General features: G+C 31.6%; 26 protein-coding genes and 1 pseudogene. 1 reads left to right on the plus strand and 26 read right to left on the minus strand.

Annotation, left to right across the window (positions count from 1 at the left end):
• Positions 1–6 precede the first annotated feature (6 nt).
• From comGB to CM54_RS04715, 22 genes and pseudogenes are all read right to left on the minus strand, one after another.
• Positions 7–1,078, minus strand: a pseudogene (gene comGB / locus CM54_RS04610) (competence type IV pilus assembly protein ComGB).
• Positions 1,050–2,024 (minus strand): competence type IV pilus ATPase ComGA, encoded by a 975-nt coding sequence (gene comGA / locus CM54_RS04615; RefSeq protein ID WP_037549240.1) that lies wholly within the window; start codon positions 2,022–2,024, stop codon positions 1,050–1,052. Before comGA ends, comGB begins: the two are co-directional and overlap by 29 nt.
• Before the next feature lie 57 nt (positions 2,025–2,081).
• Complete coding sequence (locus CM54_RS04620) at positions 2,082–2,705, minus strand: MBL fold metallo-hydrolase (RefSeq protein ID WP_023350199.1); 624 nt, start codon at positions 2,703–2,705, stop codon at positions 2,082–2,084.
• Positions 2,705–3,031 (minus strand): MTH1187 family thiamine-binding protein, encoded by a 327-nt coding sequence (locus CM54_RS04625; RefSeq protein WP_002433945.1) that lies wholly within the window; start codon positions 3,029–3,031, stop codon positions 2,705–2,707. Before CM54_RS04625 ends, CM54_RS04620 begins: the two co-directional genes overlap by 1 nt.
• A complete protein-coding gene (locus tag CM54_RS04630) occupies positions 3,031–4,017 on the minus strand; it encodes an ROK family glucokinase (RefSeq protein ID WP_023350198.1) in 987 nt (328 codons plus the stop codon). Before CM54_RS04630 ends, CM54_RS04625 begins: the two co-directional genes overlap by 1 nt.
• Complete coding sequence (locus CM54_RS04635; protein WP_002433937.1) at positions 4,014–4,217, minus strand: YqgQ family protein; 204 nt, start codon at positions 4,215–4,217, stop codon at positions 4,014–4,016. Before CM54_RS04635 ends, CM54_RS04630 begins: the two co-directional genes overlap by 4 nt.
• Positions 4,198–5,661: a rhomboid family intramembrane serine protease gene (locus tag CM54_RS04640; protein ID WP_037549243.1), complete on the minus strand. Its 1,464-nt coding sequence runs from the start codon at positions 5,659–5,661 to the stop codon at positions 4,198–4,200. Before CM54_RS04640 ends, CM54_RS04635 begins: the two co-directional genes overlap by 20 nt.
• Positions 5,662–6,213: a 5-formyltetrahydrofolate cyclo-ligase gene (locus CM54_RS04645; protein ID WP_030063896.1), complete on the minus strand. Its 552-nt coding sequence runs from the start codon at positions 6,211–6,213 to the stop codon at positions 5,662–5,664.
• A 148-nt stretch (positions 6,214–6,361) separates the two neighbouring features.
• Positions 6,362–6,511, minus strand: coding sequence for a 50S ribosomal protein L33 (gene rpmG / locus CM54_RS04650; RefSeq protein WP_002433802.1), 150 nt, complete (start codon positions 6,509–6,511; stop codon positions 6,362–6,364).
• A 97-nt stretch (positions 6,512–6,608) separates the two neighbouring features.
• Positions 6,609–8,744, minus strand: coding sequence for a peptidoglycan D,D-transpeptidase FtsI family protein (locus CM54_RS04655; protein ID WP_037549245.1), 2,136 nt, complete (start codon positions 8,742–8,744; stop codon positions 6,609–6,611).
• 119 nt (positions 8,745–8,863) lie between these two features.
• Entirely contained in the window at positions 8,864–9,463 is a 600-nt protein-coding gene (locus tag CM54_RS04660; protein ID WP_002433778.1) for a superoxide dismutase, read from the minus strand.
• 273 nt (positions 9,464–9,736) lie between these two features.
• Positions 9,737–10,153 carry a Fur family transcriptional regulator gene (locus CM54_RS04665; protein WP_002433544.1) on the minus strand — a complete coding sequence of 139 codons (417 nt, stop codon included), beginning with the start codon at positions 10,151–10,153 and terminating at the stop codon, positions 9,737–9,739.
• Positions 10,140–11,003, minus strand: coding sequence for a metal ABC transporter permease (locus tag CM54_RS04670; protein WP_002453342.1), 864 nt, complete (start codon positions 11,001–11,003; stop codon positions 10,140–10,142). Before CM54_RS04670 ends, CM54_RS04665 begins: the two co-directional genes overlap by 14 nt.
• A gap of 30 nt (positions 11,004–11,033) precedes the next feature.
• Positions 11,034–11,837: a metal ABC transporter ATP-binding protein gene (locus CM54_RS04675; protein ID WP_087671590.1), complete on the minus strand. Its 804-nt coding sequence runs from the start codon at positions 11,835–11,837 to the stop codon at positions 11,034–11,036.
• 136 nt (positions 11,838–11,973) lie between these two features.
• Positions 11,974–12,864, minus strand: coding sequence for a deoxyribonuclease IV (locus CM54_RS04680; protein WP_002433664.1), 891 nt, complete (start codon positions 12,862–12,864; stop codon positions 11,974–11,976).
• A 9-nt stretch (positions 12,865–12,873) separates the two neighbouring features.
• Positions 12,874–14,217 carry a DEAD/DEAH box helicase gene (locus tag CM54_RS04685; RefSeq protein WP_037549247.1) on the minus strand — a complete coding sequence of 448 codons (1,344 nt, stop codon included), beginning with the start codon at positions 14,215–14,217 and terminating at the stop codon, positions 12,874–12,876.
• Positions 14,218–14,252: 35 nt separating this feature from the next.
• Complete coding sequence (locus CM54_RS04690; protein WP_037549250.1) at positions 14,253–15,353, minus strand: Nif3-like dinuclear metal center hexameric protein; 1,101 nt, start codon at positions 15,351–15,353, stop codon at positions 14,253–14,255.
• Positions 15,340–16,032, minus strand: a complete 693-nt coding sequence (locus tag CM54_RS04695; RefSeq protein WP_030063902.1) for a tRNA (adenine(22)-N(1))-methyltransferase — start codon at positions 16,030–16,032, stop codon at positions 15,340–15,342. The genes CM54_RS04690 and CM54_RS04695 overlap by 14 nt, the downstream gene beginning before the upstream one ends.
• Before the next feature lie 155 nt (positions 16,033–16,187).
• Positions 16,188–17,294: an RNA polymerase sigma factor RpoD gene (gene rpoD, locus CM54_RS04700; RefSeq protein ID WP_002436727.1), complete on the minus strand. Its 1,107-nt coding sequence runs from the start codon at positions 17,292–17,294 to the stop codon at positions 16,188–16,190.
• Between the two features lie 290 nt (positions 17,295–17,584).
• On the minus strand, positions 17,585–19,369 hold the full coding sequence (gene dnaG, locus CM54_RS04705; RefSeq protein WP_023350190.1) for a DNA primase: 1,785 nt from the start codon (positions 19,367–19,369) through the stop codon (positions 17,585–17,587).
• 60 nt (positions 19,370–19,429) lie between these two features.
• Positions 19,430–20,248, minus strand: a complete 819-nt coding sequence (locus CM54_RS04710; RefSeq protein ID WP_002453349.1) for a pyruvate, water dikinase regulatory protein — start codon at positions 20,246–20,248, stop codon at positions 19,430–19,432.
• Between the two features lie 11 nt (positions 20,249–20,259).
• The gene (locus tag CM54_RS04715) at positions 20,260–20,883 is read right to left on the minus strand and encodes a helix-turn-helix transcriptional regulator (protein WP_072093086.1); all 624 of its coding nucleotides are present in this window, start codon (positions 20,881–20,883) and stop codon (positions 20,260–20,262) included.
• A 351-nt stretch (positions 20,884–21,234) separates the two neighbouring features.
• On the opposite strand from CM54_RS04715, the gene CM54_RS04720 reads away from it, so the two are divergent.
• Complete coding sequence (locus tag CM54_RS04720) at positions 21,235–22,626, plus strand: glycine--tRNA ligase (protein ID WP_037549254.1); 1,392 nt, start codon at positions 21,235–21,237, stop codon at positions 22,624–22,626.
• Between the two features lie 108 nt (positions 22,627–22,734).
• On the opposite strand, the gene recO is transcribed toward CM54_RS04720, so the two are convergent.
• The 4 genes from recO to CM54_RS04740 are packed head-to-tail and all read right to left on the minus strand — an operon-like array spanning position 22,735 to position 25,185.
• Positions 22,735–23,490, minus strand: a complete 756-nt coding sequence (gene recO, locus CM54_RS04725) for a DNA repair protein RecO (RefSeq protein ID WP_197018900.1) — start codon at positions 23,488–23,490, stop codon at positions 22,735–22,737.
• Between the two features lie 31 nt (positions 23,491–23,521).
• Complete coding sequence (gene era, locus CM54_RS04730; RefSeq protein ID WP_037549271.1) at positions 23,522–24,424, minus strand: GTPase Era; 903 nt, start codon at positions 24,422–24,424, stop codon at positions 23,522–23,524.
• Positions 24,424–24,828: a cytidine deaminase gene (gene cdd / locus CM54_RS04735; protein ID WP_002436745.1), complete on the minus strand. Its 405-nt coding sequence runs from the start codon at positions 24,826–24,828 to the stop codon at positions 24,424–24,426. Before cdd ends, era begins: the two co-directional genes overlap by 1 nt.
• Entirely contained in the window at positions 24,829–25,185 is a 357-nt protein-coding gene (locus tag CM54_RS04740) for a diacylglycerol kinase family protein (protein WP_002453353.1), read from the minus strand.
• Between the last annotated feature and the right edge of the window lie 2 nt (positions 25,186–25,187).

The raw sequence follows: 25,187 nt of genomic DNA on the forward strand, positions 1-25,187 counted from the left end.
TCCTCCCTATTTGATGGTTTGCATTAGTTCAAACATAGGTAACATGATTACAAGATATAAAGAAACTATAAATAGACCTAATATAAAGAAAATGACTGGTTGAATAAATTTAGTTTGCTTGAGAACTTTATCTTCAAAATGATGCAATAACATTTGGCTATATAATTTTAATTCAATATCTAGTTTTCCGCTTTTTTCCCCTTGCTCAATAAATTTGATTAAATCAAGTTGAAAGCATTGTAAGCTTTTTAATATAGCCGGTAGTGACATCCCTTTATCAATACTTTCTAATAAGTAGTTACCTAAATATTTAAAAAATTCATTGTTTTGCTCATTTCTATATATATGGACAATATGTTGAAGGCTTATACCATTTTTATAAAAAAGAGAGAGTTCATTAGATATTTGATAAGTTCTGAATATTTTATAGTAAGAATTGACAAAGGGGATTTTAACTATATATTTTATTTTTTTATTTATGGGAATTTTGTTTAGGAGTTTATAAAAAATTATATATATATATCACAATTGAACAAAATGTAAGCAATAATACAAAAGCAGGCAACTTTGTAATGAAAACGGTAAGTATATTTTGTAAAGTAGATAGTTGAACATTCATAGTCGCGTATAATTGTTGAAATTGAGGTATAACAGTCATATTTAGCACGATTAACATGATTAGAAATATACTTATCAGCACTATTGGATATTGAATAGTTTTTAGAAATGCCTTTTTAGCCTTCAAGTTTCTTCTCATATATTCAATGGCGTCTGCCATTGAAATTTCTAAATTTCCATACTGTTCTGCAAATTTTACTTGAGTAAGTATAATTTCGGGGTAACCAATCATCTTCAATACTTCATAACATGTTCCACCTGCTTGAATAGATTCTATTATTATTTTACTAATGTTTTTATCTCTATATATAAAGTGTAAATTTAGAAATTGAAAGCTTTCATACAATGTGAATCCATGTTCAAATAAATGTTTTAGTCGTTGAAGTAGTTCAATGGATTGAGCTTCGGTAAGATTCTTTTTTCTGTTAGGTTTAAGTATACTTATTAACAACCTCTTCACAAATTACCCCTTCCTTAGATAGATTAGTTAGATGTGTAGCCAGCTTAGTGAAGCTATTTGGTAGTTCATGATTGTGTTCAAAAAAGTATTCTACTTGATTTTGGTTCATTACTTCACAAACTAATTCACGCGTATTAGTTTGTGTGGTGATAAGTCTTTGATTAGATATTAAATTTATAGATTGACATAATTCTTGCACTGTAACACCCATTTCTAGTAGACGAAGTAAAGCCCCTTTACAATCATTAGCATGTAAAGTTGTAAGCACTAAATGACCACTTAGACTTGCTTGTATAACACATTTAGCAATATAAGCATCACGAATTTCTCCAATCAAAATGACATCAGGGTCACATCTAAGTATGGCTTTAAAAGAGTTAGTATAATTTATCCCGGCCTTTTCATTAACTGAAATTTGAGTTATCCCATCTAATAATTGCTCAACAGGATCTTCAATTGAAATAACATTTAAATTTAAATTTTGATGGGCATGCATTACCATTTGATACATTAAAGTGCTTTTCCCAGAGCCAGTTGGACCACTAAAAAGTAATAATCCTTGTTTTTTATTCATTAAGTGCTTAAAATCTTTAAATTCATATGAGTCACGTCTTTGTTGGAAATATTGAGGTACGATTCTTATAACGCAACTTTCATTTCCTAAAGATAAAGGTAGCGTAGAGATTCTTAAGTAATACATATTTTGCAATTTATAAGTATATCTTCCACTTTGGGCTAGCTGTTGGGTCGAAACATCTAAGCCTGATTTGAACTTCATATAAACAAGTAACTTTTTGTAAATAGCATGTGCCAGTGTATCGTAATTAATAAGTTGATCGTTGATTCTTAGTTTAATTAAAGTATGGTGCTCCGTAGGAATAAAATGTATATCACTTGCAGCATGCTCTATAGCATAATTAACTATCTCTTGAAATAACATTTTCATAAAAAAATCACCTCCTACATATATCAACGTAGGAGGTGAAATAATTACTTTATTTAATTAACCATTTAAAAAAGGGTTTAATTGTTCATCATCAACAGTAGTATATGGACCGTGACCAGGGAATAACGGTAAATCGCCTTCAAGTTCAAATATCTTATCTTTAATAGAATCAACTAATGTTTCGTAGTCCCCTCTATAAAGATCAGTTCTACCAATGCCATTATTAAATAAAGTGTCACCCACTACAGCAAATTCATCAAAAACGTAAGTTAAACTACCTGGAGAATGTCCTGGAGTGTGTAATACGTCAAATTTGAAGCCCTCAATCTCTTTTGATCCTTCTTCTAATTTTGAAGGTTTAGCATAACTTATAACTTGAGGCATACCATATTGTTTAAATTTAGATGCACCATTTTTTTCTGGATCTTGTAAAAAATCAAATTCCTCTTGATGCATATAAACAGGAACGTCGTATTTAGAAATAATGTCATCTAAAGCACCAATGTGATCGTAGTGAGCATGAGTTAATAGAATCGCTTTCAATGGCTTATTAATTTGATTTAATTTTTTAATGATTTTATCACTTTCACTTGAAGGATCTATTAATATAACACTTTCTTCATTTTCAATGAAATATGCGTTTGTATCCACTAAACCTAAAGTTAAATTTGAAATTCTCATTATTGTTCACCACTATTATTTAAATGTTTTTGAACAGATTTGAGTTTATCATTCATCTTTCTTGATTTATCGCGACGATCATCAATTCGAATATTTGTACATACTCTGTCTAACCCTTTGTTGAAAGGTAATTCATGTATTGCTTGAATGACTTCGAATAGGTCCTTTAGATCACCTTCGATAAGTGTGTTCATTGGTGTTAGTTGGTAATCAATTTTACCTTCTTCTTTAAATTCATTAAGTTTAGTTTGTATTTCTGCTATATATTTGCTTACGCTAGGACCTTCTGTTCCTACTGGAATAACTACGACATCTACAATTGCCATTACTTAACACCCTCTTTATCTAGTACATATGTTTTAATTAATCCTGCGGCACCTGTGATTCCAGCATCATTCCCAAGTTGTGCTTGTACAATTTCTGTTTCAAATTGAGCTGGAGTAAATGTTAAATTGCGATATTCAGTTTTAATATTTTCAATTAGAATTGGTCCAGCTGTAGACATGCCACCACCTAGTACAATATATTTAGGATTACTAGTAACACTTATAATGCTACATAAATAACCAATATAATTTGCAACTTTTTCTGTGATAAAAATACAGAATTGATCACCAGCTTTAGCAGCATCAAAAACAGCTTTAGCCGTTACTTTATTATCTTTTATTAATTGTAGAATTGAAGATTTAAAAGTAAGTTTAGGATAATAGAAATTTACTAAATTAACTACCCCAGTTGCGGATGCTACAGTTTCTATACAACCAGCTTTACCACAATTACAATTAAAACGTTGATCAAAATCTGCACGCATGTGGCCGATTTCAGCTCCTGATCCATTGTGACCATGTACAATTTCTCCATTTGAAATGATGCCGCCACCTAGTCCAGTACCTAATGTAATAGCAACAACATCATCTGAACCTTCGCCAGCACCTTTATGCTTTTCGCCTAACGCTGCAACATTTGCATCATTATCAACATAGACTGGGCAATCTACATATTTTTGGAATATTTCTCTAACATTAACGTTTCCTGTCCAATGCAAGTTTACTGCACCATTCACTACTCCAGTTTCGAAATTAACTGGTCCGGGCACCCCAATTCCTACTCCTTGAACATTAGTAAAATCATAGTTAAATTCTTTTACTTTCTCTACAAAAGAATCATAAATATTTTTCAGCAATAATTCACCTGTATGATCACTAGTATCTGTATGAATTGACCATTTATGTAATTGTTCTAGATGAGTATCAAAAATTCCCAATTTACAAGTTGTTCCGCCAATATCGGCCGCTAAAATAATATTTGTCATTTATGTTCATTCCTTCTCTGATTAATTATCAAAATACATTTTAGATATTCATCTTTAGATAATAGTTGAAAGTTATATAAAGATTTTACCTCTTGTAACATCATTTCATACATATCTTCTGGATCTTTAAAGTAAATGATGAAACCATATTTTTTTAGTAACTGTAAAACATCATAAAAGTTATTTATCTTTCGAGTCACTTGATTCACTCAACTCTTTTTGTAAATTTTTATAATTTGTATTACTAGGATCGCTCTTTGCAGCTTTTTTAGCATATTTCAATGCTTTTTTGTCATCACTTAATGAGCGATTTGCGATGGCTAATTCATAATTGAGTATACCAGAATTAGGATATTTTTTTATTCCTCTTTCCCATTCTGCGATAGCCTCAGATTGTGAGTCTTCAGTTGCTGTAATTAAACCGCTCAAATAATAGGTTTCATCATCAGCATAATTTTTATTTAATGTTTGGTTAACCACGTTTCTCGCTTCTCCGTAGTGACCACCTAGCATTTGATCTTTAATAAGTTTGTCATAAATATTGTCTTCTTTAATAGTAAATATTCTGATTTGTAATATAACAAATATCAATAGTAAAACAATTAATAATATCCAAAACAAATTACGATTTACATTAAAGTAATATCCTATAAGTGTAATTAAAAGGCCACCAATAAATCCACCTAAGTGAGCCATAATATTAATATTAGACATGAAAAGTGATAAACATATTAAAATTAGTAAGGCTATAAGTAATTGGCCAATAACTTTTCTATCAAAAGTCTTACTTAAGTACATTATTGCGAAAATTGAACCTATTAATCCAAATATTGCCCCACTCGCTCCTACTGAAATTGTGGAGGTATTAAATGATAAGGATACAAAATTACCAAATAATCCTGACACAAAATATATAACTAACATTCTCCAAGAACCCACTATAGATTCAACAATCTTCCCAAAAATGAATAAGGAAAGCATATTCATCAATATGTGTTCAAAATTAAAATGTAAAAACATCGAAGAAATAAGCCTATACCATTCACCATGAACAACATTAAAATGTACAAGCCCACCTACTTCTAGTAATTTAACATCTGAGAATCGATTAAGATATAAAATCATACATAACCATATGATTACATTTGTGATAATTAAGACATATGTAGCCGGTGTAAATCTTTGCATGTGTCTATCAAGAGGATTATTGGTTAAAACTTTTCTTTTATAGTGAGAATAAGTCTTTTTATCCTCGTTGTTTATAAGCATTTTGTAAAGTACAAAATGTGGGGTAATTGCTTTTATATCTTTAACATTTCTAATAATGTGAAATTGAATTTTTATAGGATGACTCTCATTATTTTTTTCTTCTAGAAAGTCTTTATCAGTGAAATAATAAAAATTGAATGACTTTGGTTTAAAACCTATAGTTTGTTCTAATTGGTTAAAATTCTCTTTAACTTTAGACTTATCAAATCTGATTTCTTGTGAGGTAGTAACATCTCTTCTAAAAACCACTACAGATTTTTTTCTTTTATGTACTAGCCAAATTTCATTATTTTCCTTTTCACTGCTTAACAAATCATAATTTAAAAATCTAATCCAGTAGTATAAGGTTTTCCAATAAAGTTTATCGATAATCATTTATTCCTCCACTACATTATTGTTATATATAATTAGTTGATCAACGGGTTGATCGAATGATTCTTTATCAAATGTAGTAAGTTGAAAATCATATAGCAAGCTAACAGTTCGAGTTTTAAATTGAGTTAAAAATTTATCGTAGTAACCGCCACCGTAACCGATACGATAGCCATTCTCTTCAAAGGCAACACCTGGGACTACTAATAAATCCATGTCATTAGTATGTTCAGTATTTGAAACAGCATGATAGATTCCTTTTTCATCTTTTTCAATATCATTAAGAGATAATAAGCGTTTGAATGACATACGCTTATTTTTATAATCTGTCTCAGGTACGTAGACTTTCTTATCATTCATTATAGAGGACTCTATTAAGTGATAAGTGTCGACCTCATGTGGCATTGATAACACAAAACCTATCGATTTAGCATCTTGATAAGCTTGTGTATTAAATAATTCATTAGCTAACCATTGATCTGCGATACTTTTTTTATCTTTATTAAAACCTTTAAGTTTTTCTATTGTTGCTCGTCTTATATGTTTTTTACTCAACATTTTCACCCACTTTGTTCACCTCATATTATAACGTTAATCAATTATGATGTCATTAAGTTGAGATGTATTCTCAGCTATAAAAAAAGAAACCTCATAATTGAGGTTTCTTGATTAGTTAGATTAAGTTTACTTTAGATAAACCTAATTATTTAGTTTCACGGTGTAAAGTTTGTTTATTATCACGTGCACAGTATTTTTTCATTTCAATACGTTCAGGGTTGTTTCTTTTGTTTTTAGTTGAGATGTAGTTTCTATCTCCACATTCAGTACAAGCTAATGTAACGTTTACGCGCATGATTATTCCTCCTTACCTTTTCTAAATACGACCTTATCATTATACCAATTACATAAGTAATTGCAAAGAAGATTTTATTAATAATTTATTATCAAATCTAATTATCATTGTTATCAGCGTTACTATTTTCATTAGTGCTTTCGTTTTGTTGTTTATTGTCAGAGTGAGATTCATCTTTATCATCTTTTTTGTCTCTGTCTCTGAAATAATAGTTGATAACATCTCGGCCTAAGTCTCCGCCATTTAACCAAGGCGGTGGTACAGGTTGGTTAGTATAAACAATAGAGAATGATAATTTAGGATCTTTAATAGGGGCATAACCAATATATGTTGAGTTAACTCTAGATTCTCCGTTTTGGAATACCTCTGCTGTACCTGTTTTACCTGCCGAAGGAACCACAGTATTTTTGAAACTAGCGTAACCAGTACCGTCTTTCTCATTAAACGCCATTTTAAATCCATCTTGTACTTCTTTAATTTCGTTTTCGGAGTTGTTAACTTTATTTAAGACGTTTCCTTTAATTTTTCGTTTTAATGGACCTAAATCATCTTTATTTGTAGATTCATGTATTGCAAGACCGATATGTGGTTGAATTCTATACCCATTATTAGCAATCGTTGATACGTATTGTGATAGTTGTAATGGCGTATATGTGTCATATTGTCCAATAGACAAGTCTAGGTAATTACCTGGATTATTAGTCAATGGTTCGATTTGTCCGGGGGTCTCGTTAGGTAAATCAACACCTGTTTTAACACCTAAGCCCACTTGATTTAATCCTTTACGCAATTTTTGTCCAGCTATCGCTATATCATTAGGTAGTGGCATACCTGAGAAATAAGGGTCTCCAGCTAATTTTAATGCTGTTTTAAACATATATACGTTAGAAGAGTGCATTAGGGCTTCTTTATCATTTATTGTGACTCTGCCATTTTTATTAAAGTATGAACGCTTAGTAAGACCTCCTTGGAATTTTAAAGGTTCATCAACCATTGTTTCTCCAACTTTAATTGCATGGTTTTGGTAGCCAGCTAATAATGTTCCACCTTTAACTGAGGAGCCTACTGCATACTGAGCTGTAAAGTTACCAATATCAAAATCTTTTAACTTACCTTGTTTATTAATTTGTTTACCAGCCATCGCTAATATATCACCATTCTTAGGATTTTGAACCACTATAAGTGCATTATCCATATCTTTAGCGCCTTGGCTTCTTAATGTTGAAATTTCTTTTTCAAGTAAAGATTCAACTTTCTTCTGTAAATCGATATCAATAGTTAATTGTAAGTCATGACCTCTTGAACCTGGATTAATGACCTCTGAGTTTATAACTTTACCTGATTTATCTGTCGTATATTTCATTTGTTTTTTAGTGCCTTTTAGAACATCTTCATATTGATATTCTAAATATGATTTACCTACTCTATCATTTCTTGAATATCCTTTAGATAAATACTGTTCTGTTAGTTCTTTAGGGATACCTTCTGTTGAAGTAGATACATCACCAAAAATTCCTCTTAGTGAGTCTCCATATGGATATTTTCTATCCCAATCCATTGAAGTATTTACCCCAGGTAATTTTGAAAGTTGCTGGGATACAGCAGCATATTCCTTTTCTGTAACGTCTTCATTTTTTATAGTTTGTGGATCTAAAGTAGATCCTGCGTTCATTTCACGATAAATGGCTAAAACTTGTAAATCTTTTTTACTAAGTTCATCTAATTGTTTTTTACCAATTTTGTCTCTTTGTTGATTATCATATTGTTCTTGAGTGATATTACCACTCTCTAACAATGACTGTTCTTTCTTCATTAATCGTTTTGCTTTCTCAGGATGTATTTGTACCCAGAAATCTTTTTTATCTCGTTCAGTAATTTTATCTGTATCCATTTTAATAAGGTCAGATAATTTTTTAGCAGTATCTAACATTTCTTGTTGAGTTGTTTTTCGATTTCGAGTATATGTAATTGCCATTTTTGAAGCATTGTCTACAAGGACTTTGCCATTTCTATCTAATATGCGGCCCCTCGGCACTGATTCGTTAACAGTTATGTTTTCATCATTCTTAATTAATTGTTTATAATGTGATCCTTGTGCTATTTGCAAATAACCTAACCTTAACACTAAAATTGCGAAGATTAACACGATAAAACCGAATACGAAATTAATCCTCTTATTCATGGTGTTTCTGGTTCTCTCATCATTTGATTTTTCTTTTAATCTTTTCAGCAAAACAACCTACCTCTATTCAACGTGTCTCATACAAATGATATATTATATTAGATTATTTTTCTATCATTTTGACAAAAAAATAACGGTCTCTAGATGAGACCGTAAACAAATGTGCAAAATTATTTTGCTGCTTTGTATAATTCGTCAACTTTTTCCCAGTTAACAACGTTCCAGAATGCACTAATATAATCTGGACGTTTATTTTGATATTTAAGGTAATAAGCATGTTCCCAAACATCTAAACCTAAGATTGGAGTTTTACCTTCAGTTAATGGGTTATCTTGGTTTGGAGTAGTAACGATTTCTAATTGACCGTTATTTACTACTAACCATGCCCAACCAGATCCAAAGCGTGCAGCAGCTTTATCTGCAAATTCTTTTTTGAATTCATCTAAAGAACCCCATTGTTCTTTAATTTTGTCTACTACTTCACCTTTTTCTTCAGAATTTGGTGATAATAATTCCCAGAATAATGAGTGGTTTAAGTGACCGCCACCATTATTACGTACTGCAGTTTGAATATCTGAAGGTACGCTATCTAAATTAGCAACAATTTCTTCGATTGATTTAGCTTCTAAATCTGTTCCTTCAACTGCTGAGTTTAATTTAGTTACATATGTGTTATGATGTTTGTCATGGTGAATTTCCATAGTTTGTTTATCAATGTGTGGTTCTAATGCATCATATGCATAAGGTAATTTTGGTAATTCAAAAGCCATAAATAATCATCCTCCTAAATTGTCTGTACAATTATCATAACAAGTAGCTTTAATAGCAACAATGAATATGCTTACATAGTAATTATTATATATAGCTACTAATTATTTTGTTACATCATTAGTATATCTCAGTTTAAAGCCATTTAAACATGAAAATTCTTAGAAACTAATTTTTCAGACCATTGGCCTATGTTTTAATAATCAAGTTTTTGAAAATAAAAAAGCAACCCCTCTAAGGTTGCTGTGATATTTAAATTATAATTTACTCTATATTTAAGCATTTTTTTGACATGATTCACATACACCATACACTTCTAATTTGTGGGTATGAATTGCCACATTAGGTAAATATTGCTTTATTTGTTCAATTGGACAAAAGTCTATGACTTTAGTATCTCCACAATTTTCACAAATAAAATGATGATGGTGGTGGTTTGTGCAAGCTATTCTAAACTTCATTTCACCTTCTAATTCAGTACTCTCTATAATACCTAAATCTTTAAAAAGATGAAGATTACGGTATACAGTATCAAAAGATATACCTGGATAATCTTTATCCATTTTTTGTTGAATGTGCTTAGCGTTAAGATACTTATCCTCTTCAACGAATATATCTAACATATCTTTACGTTTATCTGTATATTTTAATCCATTATCTTTTAAAATTTTAATAGCATCATTTGTATTCATTTGAAATTGCTCCCTTTTTAAACTTAACTTTTAACTTTTGGTAAGCCATCGTGATTATAAGCATGATTACTAATAATACTACAATAACACCACCAGGTGAAATGTTCATATAAAATGCAAGAACTAATCCCATTATTACGGATAACTCACCTAGCGCAACACTTAGTGCTATGAGCTGTTTAAAACCTTTAGTTATTCTCATTGAGATTGCTATAGGCAAAGTAATCAGTGCACTAACTAGCAGAATTCCTACAACTCTCATTGAAGCAGAGATAACCATTGCAACAATAATAATAAATAAGAATTGTATCCATTTTGGAATACCAATGACTTTACTATATTCTTCATCGAAAGATAAGATAAATAATTCTTTATAAAATAATATTATAAAAAATACAACTATAATTGCGATTATGATAATGGTATTTAAATCACTTAAATTAACAGCGCTAATTGATCCAAAAAGTAATCCGACAATTTCTTGATTAAATCCATCTGCTAATGAAATAAAGATGGCACTCAGTGCGATGCCGGCACTCATAATAATAGGTATTGCTATTTCTTGATAATTTGAAAAAGATGTTCTTAGCTTTTCAATTAAAAGTGCACCTATAACAGCAAAAAGTATTCCAAACCACATGGGATTAACAAATGAAAGTGTAGGTAATATTGTAAGTAAAAACATACCAAAGGATATACCGCCTAAAGTGACATGGCTTAAAGCGTCAGCAATAAGAGATAGTCTTCTAACAACAATAAAAGCGCCAATTAAAGGTGCGATAAAGCCAATTAAAATACCGCTAATAAGAGAATATCTCATAAAATCAAAATTTAATAACGCATCTATCACAAGTTACACTCCTCAATAAATATTATATTTTTATCCAGTTTCAATATTTTCATTACAACAATCACGATTGTGTTGATGATCAACAAATTGTATTGGATGACCATATATTTTTGAAATTTCAACTTCATCTAAAGATTTAAAATCTTCAGTTGTACCATGGAAATGAAGATGTTTGTTTAAGCAAGCAACTTCAGTAGCAGTATCAGCTACAACTCCGATATCATGCGTTACTAAAATAATAGTAATACCCTCTTTTTTTAGCGTATCTAATGTAGCATAAAACTCACTAACATGTTTGGCATCAATGCCATTTGTCGGTTCGTCTAAAACTAATACACTTGGATTAGATATTAATGCTCTAGCAATTAAAACACGCTGTTGTTGGCCACCTGATAACTCTGCAATGTTTTTGTTAATTAAATGTGCAATATTTAATTTTTTCAGCACTTGTTCAACTTTCTTATTATCTTCTTTATTAAATCTTTGAAACAGTCTTTTAGTCTTTGTTAGTCCGCTCAGAACAACCTCTTTCACACTTGCTGGGAACCCCGCATTAAAAGCTGTTGCTTTTTGAGAAACATAACTAATTTTTAATGAAGTTTTATTCCCTTTATACATTTTTCCTTCAACAAAAATCTCGCCTTTTTGTAAAGGTAATAGTCCAAGTATTACTTTCAATAAGGTGGATTTTCCCGCTCCATTAGGACCAACGATGGCTAGAAACTCACCTTTGTTGATTTTAATATTAATATTTTCAAGTACATGTTTATTATCAAAATAGTAATTTATATTTCGTAATTCGAAAACTGGCGTTGTCATGTTTTCACCTCGCATAATACTATACAACTTCGTGAAAGTTATGTAAATAGTAATGTTTACGACTAAATAAAAGAAACGAGACAAAAATCATTCCAATTAATAGATGATTTTGTCTCGCCCTATTTATTTTTACCTAAAAGGTAAAAACGATTTATTGATTTAAAATTTTATTCTTAAGATCTGAATCAAATTTTTGTGCTTTTAACATTTCAATTTCGAATTTATACGGTGGTTTTTTATTTTTCTTATCCTCACCTACATATGGTGTTTCTAAAATTTTAGGTATATCTTTAAATGCGTCATGGTGGACAACATAATTTAGCGCATCGAATCCAATATGACCAAATCCTATATTTTCATGACGGTCTTTATGTGCACCGATTTCATTTTTACTATCATTCACATGTACAACTTTAATACGGTCTACACCAATAACTTTATCAAATTCATTTAACACACCATCGAAGTCTTCTTTGACATTATAACCAGCGTCATGGGTATGACATGTGTCAAAACAAATTGATAAACGATCATTATGTGTAACGCCATCAATAATTTGAGCGATTTCCTCGAACGAACGGCCTACTTCTGAACCCTTACCAGCCATCGTTTCAAGGGCAATTCGTACATCATTGTCATGAGTTAATACTTCATTAAGTCCTTCAATAATCTTTTTAATACCTACGTCGGCACCAGCTCCAACATGAGAACCAGGATGAAGAACAATATCTTTTGCGCCAATTGCTTGCGTGCGTTCAATTTCGTTTTGTAAAAAATCGACACCTAAGTTGAATACTTCAGGTTTAGTCGTATTTGCGATGTTGATAATATAGGGTGCATGAACAATGATATTAGATAAACCATATTCTTTCATGGCCTCGTGTCCTTTTTCTATATTTAAATCTTCGATGCTTTTTCTTCTCGTATTCTGAGGAGCTCCTGTGTATATCATAAACGTAGATTCTCCAAATTTATGGGCTTCTTCTGCAGAGCCTTGTAACATCTTCTTACCACTCATTGAAACATGAGAACCTAATAGCATGTCATTCACCTATCCTTTATTGTTTTTACGTTTTTGTTTATTTTGTCTCTTACTATAAATCTTTCTTTCTTGGCGTTTCATTTTTTCTACTTCTTGCTTAAACTTTTTCTTATATCCTGGTTTAACTTTTCTTTTCGATTTACTTCGAACTTTATGTTTAACTTCATTTGTTAAGTGATCATCTTTACGTTGTCTAGTGCGTCTAGTGTCGTGTGCTTTAATCGGTTTAAGCTCGCCATTTTTAATGTCCACATTTTCAAAGTGATAGCCTTTATCTTCGATTAATGAAATATTGTGCTCTTCATCAGGGCTATAAAGAGTGATTGCTACCCCTTTATAATTACCCCTTCCTGTACGACCTACACGATGTGTAAAGAAATCAATATCATTAGGTACGTCGAAATTTATGACGTGACTTACCCCTTCAATATCGATACCTCTCGAAGCGAGATCACTTGCAATAACATATTGGAAGTCTAAGTTTCTAATACGTTTCATTTGTTGTTTACGTTCTCTAGGTGTCAAACCACCGTGAATCATACCTACTTTAATACCTTCATTATTTAGAGAATCTGCAAGTTCGTTTGCATTTTCTCTACTATTACAGAAGATAATACAAAGATATGGATTCAAAATATCTATTAGATTTAGCGTTTTATCTACTTTAGCAGTCCCTTTTGTAGGTATTAAATAAAATTCAATGTTCTTTTTATTTTGAGACTTATGATCAACCTCAACGAATTCAGGTTGGCTTAAATATTTATTTAAAAATGGTTGCAATGATTTAGGAATCGTTGCACTAAATACAGCAATGTGCGCTTCATCGTTTAATCTAGCTGCTATATAATCTACATCCTCAATTAATCCTAAATCAATCATTAAGTCAGCCTCATCAACAATTAAATTGCTGGCAAGGTGTGCGTGAAGATGTCCGCCTTGAGCAAGGTCATTAATACGTGTAGGTGTACCAATAATTAATTGAGGTTGTCTATTACAGCGTTGTTTGTCTTTTTCAATATCTGTACCACCTATAAACAATTTAACGTTCACTTCTTGTTTAAATTTGCACAGGTGACTCGCTGCTTGGAATAATTGTTGAGCGAGCTCTCGTGTTGGTGCAACTACAATGTCTTGGGGTTCTTGAAGATTAACATCAATCATTTGTATTAAAGGTAATAAGAAAGAATGCGTCTTTCCTGTACCAGTTTGTGATTGACCTATTAAGTTAGTGCCTTTTAATATTCTTGGGATAATTCTATTTTGTATTTCTGTAGGTTTTTCAAAATTAAGATCTTGAACCGCTTTAATTAAACTTTCGTCTAAATTAAAATGCTCAAATGGATGTTTTGCCATGTTATGGCCTCCTTTAAAGTCTAATAAGCAATTTGTTATTTATAAGTAAAAGGATCAGTATCAATATTTGAGGCTTCGATAGGGAACATATCTTTATACTCAAATAACCAATCTTCTAGTAACAATTTTAACCCTTGCTTCATTACATATTCGCTATAGTGGTTGATATCAAGTAGATTGACTCCTTGTATTTTAGCGTCTAATGCATCGTGATGTTTGATATCTCCAGTAACAAATACATCTGCACCATTACTGTGAGCTTCATACTCGAAACCTATACCTGAACCACCAATCATTGCAACTTTATTAATCACCGCGTCAGAATTACCAGTATATCTTAAACTATTAATATTTAATTTCTCTTTAGCGTAACTAGAAAACTCATCTAAAGTCATTGTATGAGGAAGTTCACCTATAATACCTAATCCAAATTCGCTTTGTTTTTGTAGTTTAATAAAATCATAAACAGGTGTTTCATAAGGATGATAGTTTATAATTGCTTGTTCTGTAATTTGCTTTTCATTTTCAGAAATCATAAATTCAAGTTTAATCTCATCTACATATTCTATACTATCAAGTTGACCAAGGTAAGGGTTAGCTTCTCCAACAGGTTTGAACTGTCCCTTTCCAGCACTTTCAAAGAAACAATATTCGTAATTCCCTTCTTTAGCTAAGCCGAGTTGGTTTAATTGGTCTTTAAAGTTTTCAACATTTTCTTTAGGAATAAAAGTTTGAACCTTATAATATGTCGTGTAACGTTGGTTAATCTGGTTAACGTTATTTAAATCAAGTGTATCTGCCAACATTTTATTGACGCCACTAGGATTTACATCTAAATTTGTATGCATTGCGATAAGATTAATATCATTTTGAATCAATTTGCGTATAATTTTGCCATAACCAGTTTGAACAATATTTTTTATACCTTTAAAGATGAGTGGATGATGTGCAATGATTGTATTGATATTTTTATCTATCGCTTGATTGACAACCTCTTCAGTACAATCTAAAGCGGTTAATATACCATTTACTTGTTGATTCTCATCACCGATTAATAATCCGACATTATCCCATGATTCTGCAGTGGAAAATGGGACATGATAATCTAAAATGGACATGAGTTTACTCAATTTCATTATCTAACACCTCTTGTATGAGATTTATTTCACTGTCAATTTCTTTTAGTCTCTCATGATGCGTTGATGAATTCAATTGTGACTTAATGTGATAAAGTGCTTCAAGTTCTCTATTCCATTTCTTGTAGAAATGTTCATTTTTTTCCTCTAACAAATACGGGCCAAATTTTTCTTCTTTTGTAGAAAGTGGCATTATAGATTGGTTAAATTCAGCAACTACAATTTCATAAATATGCCCTTTTTCTTCAAGGATAACCTCGTTTATAACTTCATAATTCAGTGAAGTTAATACATTTCTTAAAACTTGCGTTTGGATGTTGCTCTGTAAAATAAGTCTTGGGTGATGTGCTAATTTTTCTTGACCTTCTTTTAAAATTTTAGCAATGAGAGGTCCTCCCATGCCACAAATCGTTATATTATCAATTTCATCATCATGATTGATAACTGCTAAACCGTCTCCTAAGCGAACTTCAATCGAATCACCTAAGTTATTTTCAGCTACATTATTTAGCGCAGCTTTGTACGGTCCTTTGATGACTTCTCCAGCAATTGCACTGTTACATATCTTATTTTGGATGGCATAAATAGGTAGATATGCGTGGTCCGAACCAATATCAGCTAGCGTTCCTTCTTTTAAAAATGAACACACACGCAATAATCTTTGGTTTAAATTAATCATTTTTAAACTCCTCATATGTATTAAAAAAGAGCGGGATTGAATTCAGTATATTAAAAGTTGAATTCATTATCCCACCCTCTCAAGTGTGATGATTCAATTGGGCGAGGTAAAATTAATATGCATTAATTCATAGCTACTTCCCCAACATTATTATTTTAATCCATGAAATCTTTAAGTCTCTTACTACGACTAGGATGTCTTAATTTTCTTAAAGCTTTAGCTTCGATTTGACGTATACGTTCACGTGTTACGCCAAATACTTTACCTACTTCTTCAAGTGTTCTTGTACGTCCATCATCTAAACCAAATCTTAAACGTAATACATTTTCTTCTCTATCAGTTAATGTGTCAAGAACATCTTCAAGTTGTTCTTTTAACAATTCGTAAGCTGCATGGTCTGATGGGCTTTGAGCTTCTTGGTCTTCAATGAAGTCACCTAAATGACTGTCATCTTCTTCACCAATTGGCGTTTCAAGAGATACAGGCTCTTGAGCAATTTTCAAGATTTCACGTACTTTTTCAGGTGGTAAATCCATTTCTTCACCAATTTCTTCTGGTGCAGGATCTCGGCCTAAGTCTTGTAAAAGTTGGCGTTGAACACGTATTAATTTATTAATTGTTTCAACCATATGCACAGGAATACGGATAGTACGTGCTTGGTCAGCAATAGCTCTAGTGATTGCTTGTCTAATCCACCAAGTCGCATATGTTGAAAATTTAAACCCTTTACTAAAGTCAAATTTTTCTACAGCTTTAATCAAGCCCATGTTACCCTCTTGAATTAAATCAAGGAATAACATACCTCTTCCTACATATCTTTTAGCAATACTAACAACAAGACGTAAGTTGGCTTCAGCTAGACGAGATTTTGCTACTTCATCGCCTTGTTCAATTTTTTTAGCTAACTCTATTTCTTCTTGAGCGCTTAATAAGTTAACTCTACCAATCTCTTTAAGATACATACGAACTGGGTCGTTAATTTTGACACCAGGAGGGGCACTTAAATCATTTGGATTTAATTTCTCATCTGTATCTGAACTATCTTTTTCATTAACAAGCGTTATATCATTATCATTTAGTTGATCGAAGAAATCATCCATCTGGTCAGAATCCATTTCGAAATTCTGAAGCTTCTCAGCAATTTCTTCATGACTTAAATGACCTTCTTTTTTACCCTTGTCAATTAATTGTTTTTTAACATCTTCTAATGTTAAAGTCGGATCAATTGTTTGCTTTTTAATTTTCACTTGGTTATCAGACATGAAAAGGCCTCCCGATTTTGATAAATACTGATAATCTCTCAATAACTATATATTATATCAATTAAATATGATTTGTATATTGTAAATTTTAAATTTATCACTTTCAATTAAGTCATTTAAACACTTTCAATAATGTGTAGTTATATTATTATTTTAATCTAAGTTTACTATTAAAGTTGTGACAATAATTTTCTACCCGTTCAACCTCTCTAGTAACCATTAGTTCAAATCTAATCATTAATTGTAAAAGTCTGACCTACTAAATTCTAATTAATAGATTTAGCTTAAAATTACATTCTATTTTTGTTTTTATCGACAATAAGTTGTAAGTAATACTTTTGTAATTCAACATCTCCAATGCGCGATGCTTCCCTTAGTTTGTGATTTAATGATTCAATTGACTCATCATCATTATTATTAATAATTAGTATGTAGTCCTCTATTTCATTCTCGTAAGGTTCATCATTGAGGGTATATTGTTCAAGTTCAATAAATGCCTCTCTAAGCTCATTGGAATCAATGTATTGCATAACATCACTGATACTATAATTATCATGTTCTGAAAAATAGTCATGCAAAATATTAAATATACTCTTAAAATATTTATTTGTAAAGTCTTCATCACTAATTTTTTGATAATAATTTATAAAGGTATCCTTATCTTTCATAAAATGCTTCAATAGAGCTCTTTCAGCTTTTTCATGTTTAGTTAAATTATTAAACAATTGTGAACCAGATTGCGGAGAATATCCATATTCTGCTGGTGCCACTTGTGGCATATTGTTAGAACCAACTTCATGATAGATCATTTCTGGGCTCATATTGAATATATTAGCAACATCTTGAATTAACTTATTACGTAAAATTGTTGATTGAACTTGAGCGATGTCATGAGTTGCTTCTCTAAAATGTCTTTCATAAGCTAAATCATTATTATTAATTTCATCTTGATGTGACTCCACTTTAAACAGCACAAATGCCTTTTTATCCTTAGCAACAAAGTTTAAAAAAGCCTCATTTCCATATTTGCCAATGTATTCATCAGGATCCATACCGGATGGTAATTGAATCACATATACATTCAGACCTTGTTGTAATAAAGCTTGACCCGTTTTTAAAGTAGCCTCTCTACCAGCGTAATCTCCATCAAACATTAATGTAATGTTATTTGTTAATTTTTTTAGAAACGTCATATGTTCTTGGGACAACTGTGTACCCATACTCGCTACAACCTGTTTTAAACCAGCGTAATCTGATTTAATAACATCCATAAATCCTTCTAATAATACAATTTCGTCGTTTTGGCGAATCGATTTACGTGCTTTATCTAAATTATATAAGAGTCTACGTTTTTGAAAGATGGGTGTTTCAGGGCTATTCAAATATTTAGGTTCTTGGTTCGTATATGTTCTTCCAGAATATCCAACTATTCTACCTTGAGCATTCTTCAAAGGAAACATGATTCGGTTTCTAAATCTATCATAGTAACTAAAATTTTCTTCATTTCGAGACAATAGACCCGCTTCGTAAGCTAATTCTATGTCATATCCTTTCTTCTCAAGAAAATCATGACAAAAATGAGAGCTATCTGGCGCATATCCAATTTGTCTCTGCTTGATGAGTTCGTCAGTAAAACCACGCTGACGTAGGTAGTTTAATGCCTCTTCACCCTCAACAGTTTTCATCAAGGCATAGTGATAGTAATCTTGAATTAACTCATGCATTTCTATCATTTTTAAATCGTCTGAGGCCATTTGAGATTGTTGATTATATTGAGTTTGCCCCACATCAACTTTAATATTTACACGTTCGCCAAGTTCTTTAACAGCTTCTACGAAAGGTATATCTTTAATCTCCTGTGTAAATTGAAAGACATTGCCACCTTTTTTACAACCAAAACAGTGACAAATTTGTTTATCTTCAGATACTGTGAACGAAGGTGTCTTTTCATCATGAAAAGGACACAAGCCGATATAATTGCGTCCTCTTTTTTCTAATTTTACATATTCGCTTACTAAATCTAATATATCTGTTTTATCTTTAATTTCATTAATGACCGATTGATCTATACGCAAATGGAATCACCTATCAAATATTAGTCATATAATTATATCTTTTTTCTACGGAAAATGAAATCATTTCGATTTACTTTCTTCAATTAAATGTATGATATCATTCGCTGTTTCTTCAATAGCTTTGTCAGTAACATCTATGACCGGACAACCTACTTTATTAACTAATTCATCAAAATAATTCAATTCTTCTTGAATACGTGCCTCTGTGGCATACCTAGCCTTATCTCCTAAACCTAATTGTTTTAATCTTTCTTTACGTATGCGATTTAGTTTCTCTTCACTTATTTTTAAAGCAATACATTTAGAGGTATCAATATCAAATAATGCATCAGGTGGAGTTACTTCAGGAACTATAGGTATATTCATCACTTTATAACTTTTATGTGCTAAATACTGAGATAATGGCGTTTTAGAAGTTCTAGAAATACCTAACAGAACGATGTCGGCTTTTGGTAATCCTTTTGGATCTTTTCCGTCATCATATTTCACAGCAAATTCAATTGCATCAATTTTTTTAAAATACGCATCGTCTAGCCTGTGAACTATTCCTGGTTCATAATATGGTGTTTCATCAATCGAATCCGATAACAAATCCATTAGAGGTCCCATAATATCGACAGATTTTAATGAAAATTCTTCGACTTTTGCAAGCATATATTTTTTAATTTCTGGTTTAACCAAAGTGTATACAATAATTGCATTGGTATCTCTAGCAACTTGAATAACTTCATCTACATGTTCAAATGATTCAATATAAGGATATCGAAGAAATTCATGTTTACATTGTTTAGGGTTAAATTGAGATACTCCTGCTCTTGCTACTAACTCTGCAGTTTCACCAATTGAATCTGAGGCTACAATTATCTTTATAATGTCCATGTATTTACCACCTATTCTTTGAATAATGATACGAATAATTTAGTTATAGTTGTTTTAGAGATTCGACCAATTACCTCGTATTTTTTATTGTCTTTCTTCCTTACAATTGGTAGTGAGTCAATCTCGTTATCTATCATTTGATTGGCAGCGTATATCACAAGTTCTTCCTCTTCTAAATATGTCACATGTGGCATTCTAGTCATATTTACACTGATAGGCATTGTATGTATATCCTCACCAATCATAGATGCTCTTAATAAATCTTTTCTAGAACATACGCCTACGAAGTCATTGTCATTATTAGTTATAAATAATGTCCCTGCATCTTCTAAAAATATAGTACATATTGCATCATAAACTGACATTTCTTCCTTAATGACAACTGGTTGAGACATATAATCTTTAACCACATATTGTCTCAATTGTTCATTAATAATTTTATTTTTCGATTTACCTGAATAGTAATAACCTACTCTAGGTCTCGCTTCTATAAAACCAGACATAGTAAGTATAGCTAAGTCCGGTCTTAACGTAGCTCTTGTTAAATTTAATTTTTCAGCGATATGCTCACCTGTGATCGGTCCTTTGGATTTGACAATCTCAATTATTAGTTCCTGTCTTTTACTAAGTTCTATAGGTCTTCACCCCTCTTGAATACTTTCTATTATAACTTTTATTATAAATTGCTACAAATACATATAAATACTTGCTATTAAAAATTCTTTCAATTAGAATAAAGTTAAAGCGAGTTAAGGATGGTGCGAGCTTAACAACTTATATTGGCGAATGACTTATTAATGAAATAAAAGCGAGTGTCTGCACTAATTTGGGTGGAACCGCGGGTTAAAAATTGTAAGTAACCATATTGTATTATAACAATACATATGATTAAAAATACTTTTTAAAACTCGTCCCAAGATAATAATACATTACTAATATGTATATATTGTCTTGGGGCGTTTTTTATGTCTAAGGAGAGTTAATTTATGGCAAAAGATATGGAAACAATTGTTCAATTAGCAAAACATAGAGGGTTCGTCTTCCCCGGTAGTGATATTTACGGTGGTTTATCAAATACATGGGATTACGGACCATTAGGCGTTGAACTTAAAAATAATATTAAAAAAGCTTGGTGGCAAAAGTTCATCACACAATCTCCATATAATGTGGGTATTGATGCAGCTATTTTAATGAATCCAAAAACTTGGGAAGCTTCAGGTCACTTAGGCAACTTTAATGACCCTATGATTGATAATAAAGATAGTAAAATTCGTTATCGTGCGGATAAATTAATTGAAGATTACATGCAAAAAGAAAAAGGTGATGAAAACTTCATCGCTGATGGATTAAGCTTTGATGAAATGAAACAAATTATTGATGATGAAGGTATTGTATGTCCTGTAAGTGGCACTGCAAATTGGACTGATATTCGTCAATTTAATTTAATGTTTAAAACTTTCCAAGGTGTAACTGAAGATTCCACTAACGAATTGTTCTTACGTCCTGAAACAGCTCAAGGTATTTTCGTTAACTATAAAAATGTACAACGTTCAATGCGTAAAAAATTACCGTTCGGTATTGGTCAAATCGGTAAATCTTTCCGTAACGAGATTACACCTGGTAATTTCATTTTCAGAACAAGAGAATTTGAACAAATGGAGTTAGAATTCTTCTGCAAACCTGGTGAAGAAATTGAATGGCAAAACTTCTGGAAAACATTTGCAGGTCAATGGTTAAAAGATTTAAATATTAATGAAGAAAATATGCGTTTAAGAGACCATGATGCAGATGAGTTATCTCACTACTCTAACGCTACAACTGATATTGAATACAAATTCCCATTTGGTTGGGGCGAATTATGGGGTATCGCAAGCCGTACAGACTTCGATTTACAAAAGCATAGCGAACACTCTGGTGAAGACTTTAAATATCACGATCCAGAAACAAATGAAAAATATGTTCCGTATTGTATCGAACCTTCATTAGGTGCTGATCGTGTAACGTTAGCATTCTTATGTGACGCATATGAAGAAGAAGGTGTTGAAGGAAGTAAAGATGCACGTACTGTAATGCATTTCCACCCTGCCTTAGCACCATATAAAGCTGCGGTATTACCTTTAAGTAAAAAATTATCAAGCGAAGCGATTAAAATCTTTGAACAATTAAGTCAAAGCTTCTCTATTGATTTCGACGAATCACAATCAATTGGTAAACGTTACCGTAGACAAGACGAAATCGGTACACCATATTGTATTACATTCGACTTTGATTCATTAGAAGATAATCAAGTAACTGTACGTGACAGAGATTCAATGGAACAAGTACGTATGCCAATTTCAGAATTAGAAACATTCTTAGCAGAGAAAGTTAAATTTTAATAACTTATTACCTAATAATACTCTTACTTTGACACAATAAGTGTTTAGGTAAGAGTATTTTTATTACATAAAAAATCCACACTATTCCGTTTATCGAAATAAAACGGTTTAGTGTGGATCACTTTCTAATCTTTTAAGTTGATTAATTAATTTTTGACTCTTAAAAAACATACCAGCATATTCTCTATAGAGCATGATAATAAGTTCTGACATCTCATCTAAGATTTCTTTATGAATACTCAGTGAATTCATTTTATTGATAGGTAGTTTTTGTAGTATATCTAATAGATAAAGCGAGCGATTTGTTAATTTGAAAGCGTGTGGATCTTGATATAATACTTCTTCAGAGATTGCTCCATCGAATTTGAAACTATAACCTACTAATTTAGATTGATCTTCATTTCCAGTAATCACACACTGATTAAATGAAGCTGTAAATCCAAATTTAGACATACACTTCAATAGTACTACGATAGACATGAGTTGTGCTGATGTGCCCTCTGCTATCTTAGTAAGTACAAAATATAGTAAGTCATAATTGTACTTCGAAACTTCATTTTCTTCCATAGATCTTTCAATAGTCTCTGTGCATAACGATGCATAACTACTTTCAAATAAATCAAGCTGTAATTCATAATGTTGATCAATCACATCTACAGAATTGAGTGTTCCCATGCCACGCCATTTATTATAAATAAATAAGCCATACACAAACATTTGTGTATGAGCTTGTAATCCAGATTTAACTTTTTTCGCACGTCGAGCCATCAAAGGTATTTTAGCGCCATATTCATTTAAAATTGTGATGATTTTATCAGACTCACCATAATCTACTGATTTGATTATGATGCCTTTTTGTTTCATTAACATGACTCATTCACCGACTCTCTATCAATCAATCTTGGTCTTCTACATAACCAATTTGTCGTATAAAGTTTACTTTATTTCTCCAATCACGTTGTACCTTTACCCAGAGCTCTAAGTAAACTTTAGATCCTAATAGCATCTCTATATCATGACGTGCACGTTTACCTACCTCTTTAAGTTTTTTACCACCTTTACCGATGACTATACCCTTTTGAGAATCACGCTCAACGTAAATCGTTGCTTCAACTCTAACTCTGTCTTCATCTTCTTTAATCATTCTATCAACATTAACGCCTATTGCGTGAGGTATCTCTTCACTTGTTAAATGTAATATCTTTTCACGGATAATTTCGCTAACAACAAATTGCTCTGGGTGATCAGAAATTTGGTCGTCAGGATAGTATTTCGGACCTACAGGTAAATAAGATTTCAACACATCTATAAAGTGATCTACATTCAATCCCTCAAGTGCTGAAATTGGTATAATTTCTGTGAAGTCCATATATTCTTTATATTTTTCAATTCTAGGCATCAAAGCATCCGGATGCACAAGGTCAATCTTATTTAATACCAAAAAGATAGGCGTTTTAACATTTTTAAGCATTTCCATGATATATTCATCGCCACGACCAATATCTTCGTTTACGTTAACCATAAACATAATTGCATCTATTTCTGATAGTGTATTCTTGGCAACTCTCATCATATAATCACCAAGTTTATGTTTAGGTTTGTGAATACCTGGCGTATCAATGAAGATGATTTGTGCACCGTCTCTTGTCATGACGCCTTGAATTTTATTACGTGTTGTCTGTGCTTTATCTGACATAATCGCAATTTTATGCCCTATTACTCTATTTACAAATGTAGATTTACCAACATTAGGTCGACCAATGATGGATACAAATCCTGATTTATGTTCTTCTGTCATTAATTTAAATCCTTTCCTGAAAATCCTAATGGTAATAATTCGTTTACAGTAGACTTAATCATTTCACCTTTATGATTAGTCATATACACAGGCATATCATCATCGCAAAGTTCTTTAAGTACTTGTCTACAAGCCCCGCATGGTGAGGAGGGTTTATCCGAATCAACAGTAACGGTTATCGATTCAAAATCCCCTGGTTTATATCCTTCTGAGATTGCTGCAACAAGACTTGAACGTTCAGCACAAATTGCCATGGAATATGCAGCATTTTCTACATTTGCTCCATGAAAAGTACGTCCGTCCTTAGTTCTTAAATAGGCACCAACTTTGAAGCGACTATATGGAGCATAAGCTTTACTTTGTGCCTCCCTAACTTCCTTAAAGTAATGCGATTGATAACTCATTTATTTTCCTCCCAAAAATAAACTTAAAATATGTGGTACAAAAACTATTAATCCAATACATAATGCTAAAACAGACACAATTACAACACTAAAAGCAGCGATATCTTTAGCGTGTTTAGCATATTCATGATAATCGGTTGTTACCAAATCAACCACAAATTCAATTGATGTATTGATAGCTTCTAGACTCAATACTAAAGCTATTGAGAATAATATAAACATCCACTCAGATCGATTGATATGAAAAATAAACCCCATAATAATAGCGATAATTCCTGCTAATATGTGAAGTAAGAAATTTTGGTCTTTTTTCAAAATGGCTGTGAAGCCATCATAAGCGTATTTAAAACGTCTCATTA

The organism is Staphylococcus sp. TE8 (assembly GCF_000692055.1).
GTDB classification, from domain to species: domain Bacteria; phylum Bacillota; class Bacilli; order Staphylococcales; family Staphylococcaceae; genus Staphylococcus; species Staphylococcus capitis.

What these genes read in the sequence shown, in the direction of transcription:
- comGA (WP_037549240.1), bottom strand. Translation starts at nt 2,024, where the DNA reads ATGAAAATGTTATTTCAAGAGATAGTTAATTATGCTATAGAGCATGCT.
- CM54_RS04620 (WP_023350199.1), bottom strand. Translation starts at nt 2,705, where the DNA reads ATGAGAATTTCAAATTTAACTTTAGGTTTAGTGGATACAAACGCATAT.
- CM54_RS04625 (WP_002433945.1), bottom strand. Translation starts at nt 3,031, where the DNA reads ATGGCAATTGTAGATGTCGTAGTTATTCCAGTAGGAACAGAAGGTCCT.
- CM54_RS04630 (WP_023350198.1), bottom strand. Translation starts at nt 4,017, where the DNA reads ATGACAAATATTATTTTAGCGGCCGATATTGGCGGAACAACTTGTAAA.
- CM54_RS04640 (WP_037549243.1), bottom strand. Translation starts at nt 5,661, where the DNA reads ATGATTATCGATAAACTTTATTGGAAAACCTTATACTACTGGATTAGA.
- rpmG (WP_002433802.1), bottom strand. Translation starts at nt 6,511, where the DNA reads ATGCGCGTAAACGTTACATTAGCTTGTACTGAATGTGGAGATAGAAAC.
- CM54_RS04660 (WP_002433778.1), bottom strand. Translation starts at nt 9,463, where the DNA reads ATGGCTTTTGAATTACCAAAATTACCTTATGCATATGATGCATTAGAA.
- CM54_RS04665 (WP_002433544.1), bottom strand. Translation starts at nt 10,153, where the DNA reads ATGAATACAAATGATGCTATTAAAATTTTAAAAGATAATGGATTAAAA.
- CM54_RS04675 (WP_087671590.1), bottom strand. Translation starts at nt 11,837, where the DNA reads ATGCGAGGTGAAAACATGACAACGCCAGTTTTCGAATTACGAAATATA.
- CM54_RS04680 (WP_002433664.1), bottom strand. Translation starts at nt 12,864, where the DNA reads ATGCTATTAGGTTCTCATGTTTCAATGAGTGGTAAGAAGATGTTACAA.
- CM54_RS04685 (WP_037549247.1), bottom strand. Translation starts at nt 14,217, where the DNA reads ATGGCAAAACATCCATTTGAGCATTTTAATTTAGACGAAAGTTTAATT.
- CM54_RS04690 (WP_037549250.1), bottom strand. Translation starts at nt 15,353, where the DNA reads ATGAAATTGAGTAAACTCATGTCCATTTTAGATTATCATGTCCCATTT.
- CM54_RS04695 (WP_030063902.1), bottom strand. Translation starts at nt 16,032, where the DNA reads ATGATTAATTTAAACCAAAGATTATTGCGTGTGTGTTCATTTTTAAAA.
- rpoD (WP_002436727.1), bottom strand. Translation starts at nt 17,294, where the DNA reads ATGTCTGATAACCAAGTGAAAATTAAAAAGCAAACAATTGATCCGACT.
- CM54_RS04710 (WP_002453349.1), bottom strand. Translation starts at nt 20,248, where the DNA reads ATGGACATTATAAAGATAATTGTAGCCTCAGATTCAATTGGTGAAACT.
- CM54_RS04720 (WP_037549254.1), top strand. Translation starts at nt 21,235, where the DNA reads ATGGCAAAAGATATGGAAACAATTGTTCAATTAGCAAAACATAGAGGG.
- recO (WP_197018900.1), bottom strand. Translation starts at nt 23,490, where the DNA reads ATGAAACAAAAAGGCATCATAATCAAATCAGTAGATTATGGTGAGTCT.
- era (WP_037549271.1), bottom strand. Translation starts at nt 24,424, where the DNA reads ATGACAGAAGAACATAAATCAGGATTTGTATCCATCATTGGTCGACCT.
- cdd (WP_002436745.1), bottom strand. Translation starts at nt 24,828, where the DNA reads ATGAGTTATCAATCGCATTACTTTAAGGAAGTTAGGGAGGCACAAAGT.
- CM54_RS04740 (WP_002453353.1), bottom strand. Translation starts at nt 25,185, where the DNA reads ATGAGACGTTTTAAATACGCTTATGATGGCTTCACAGCCATTTTGAAA.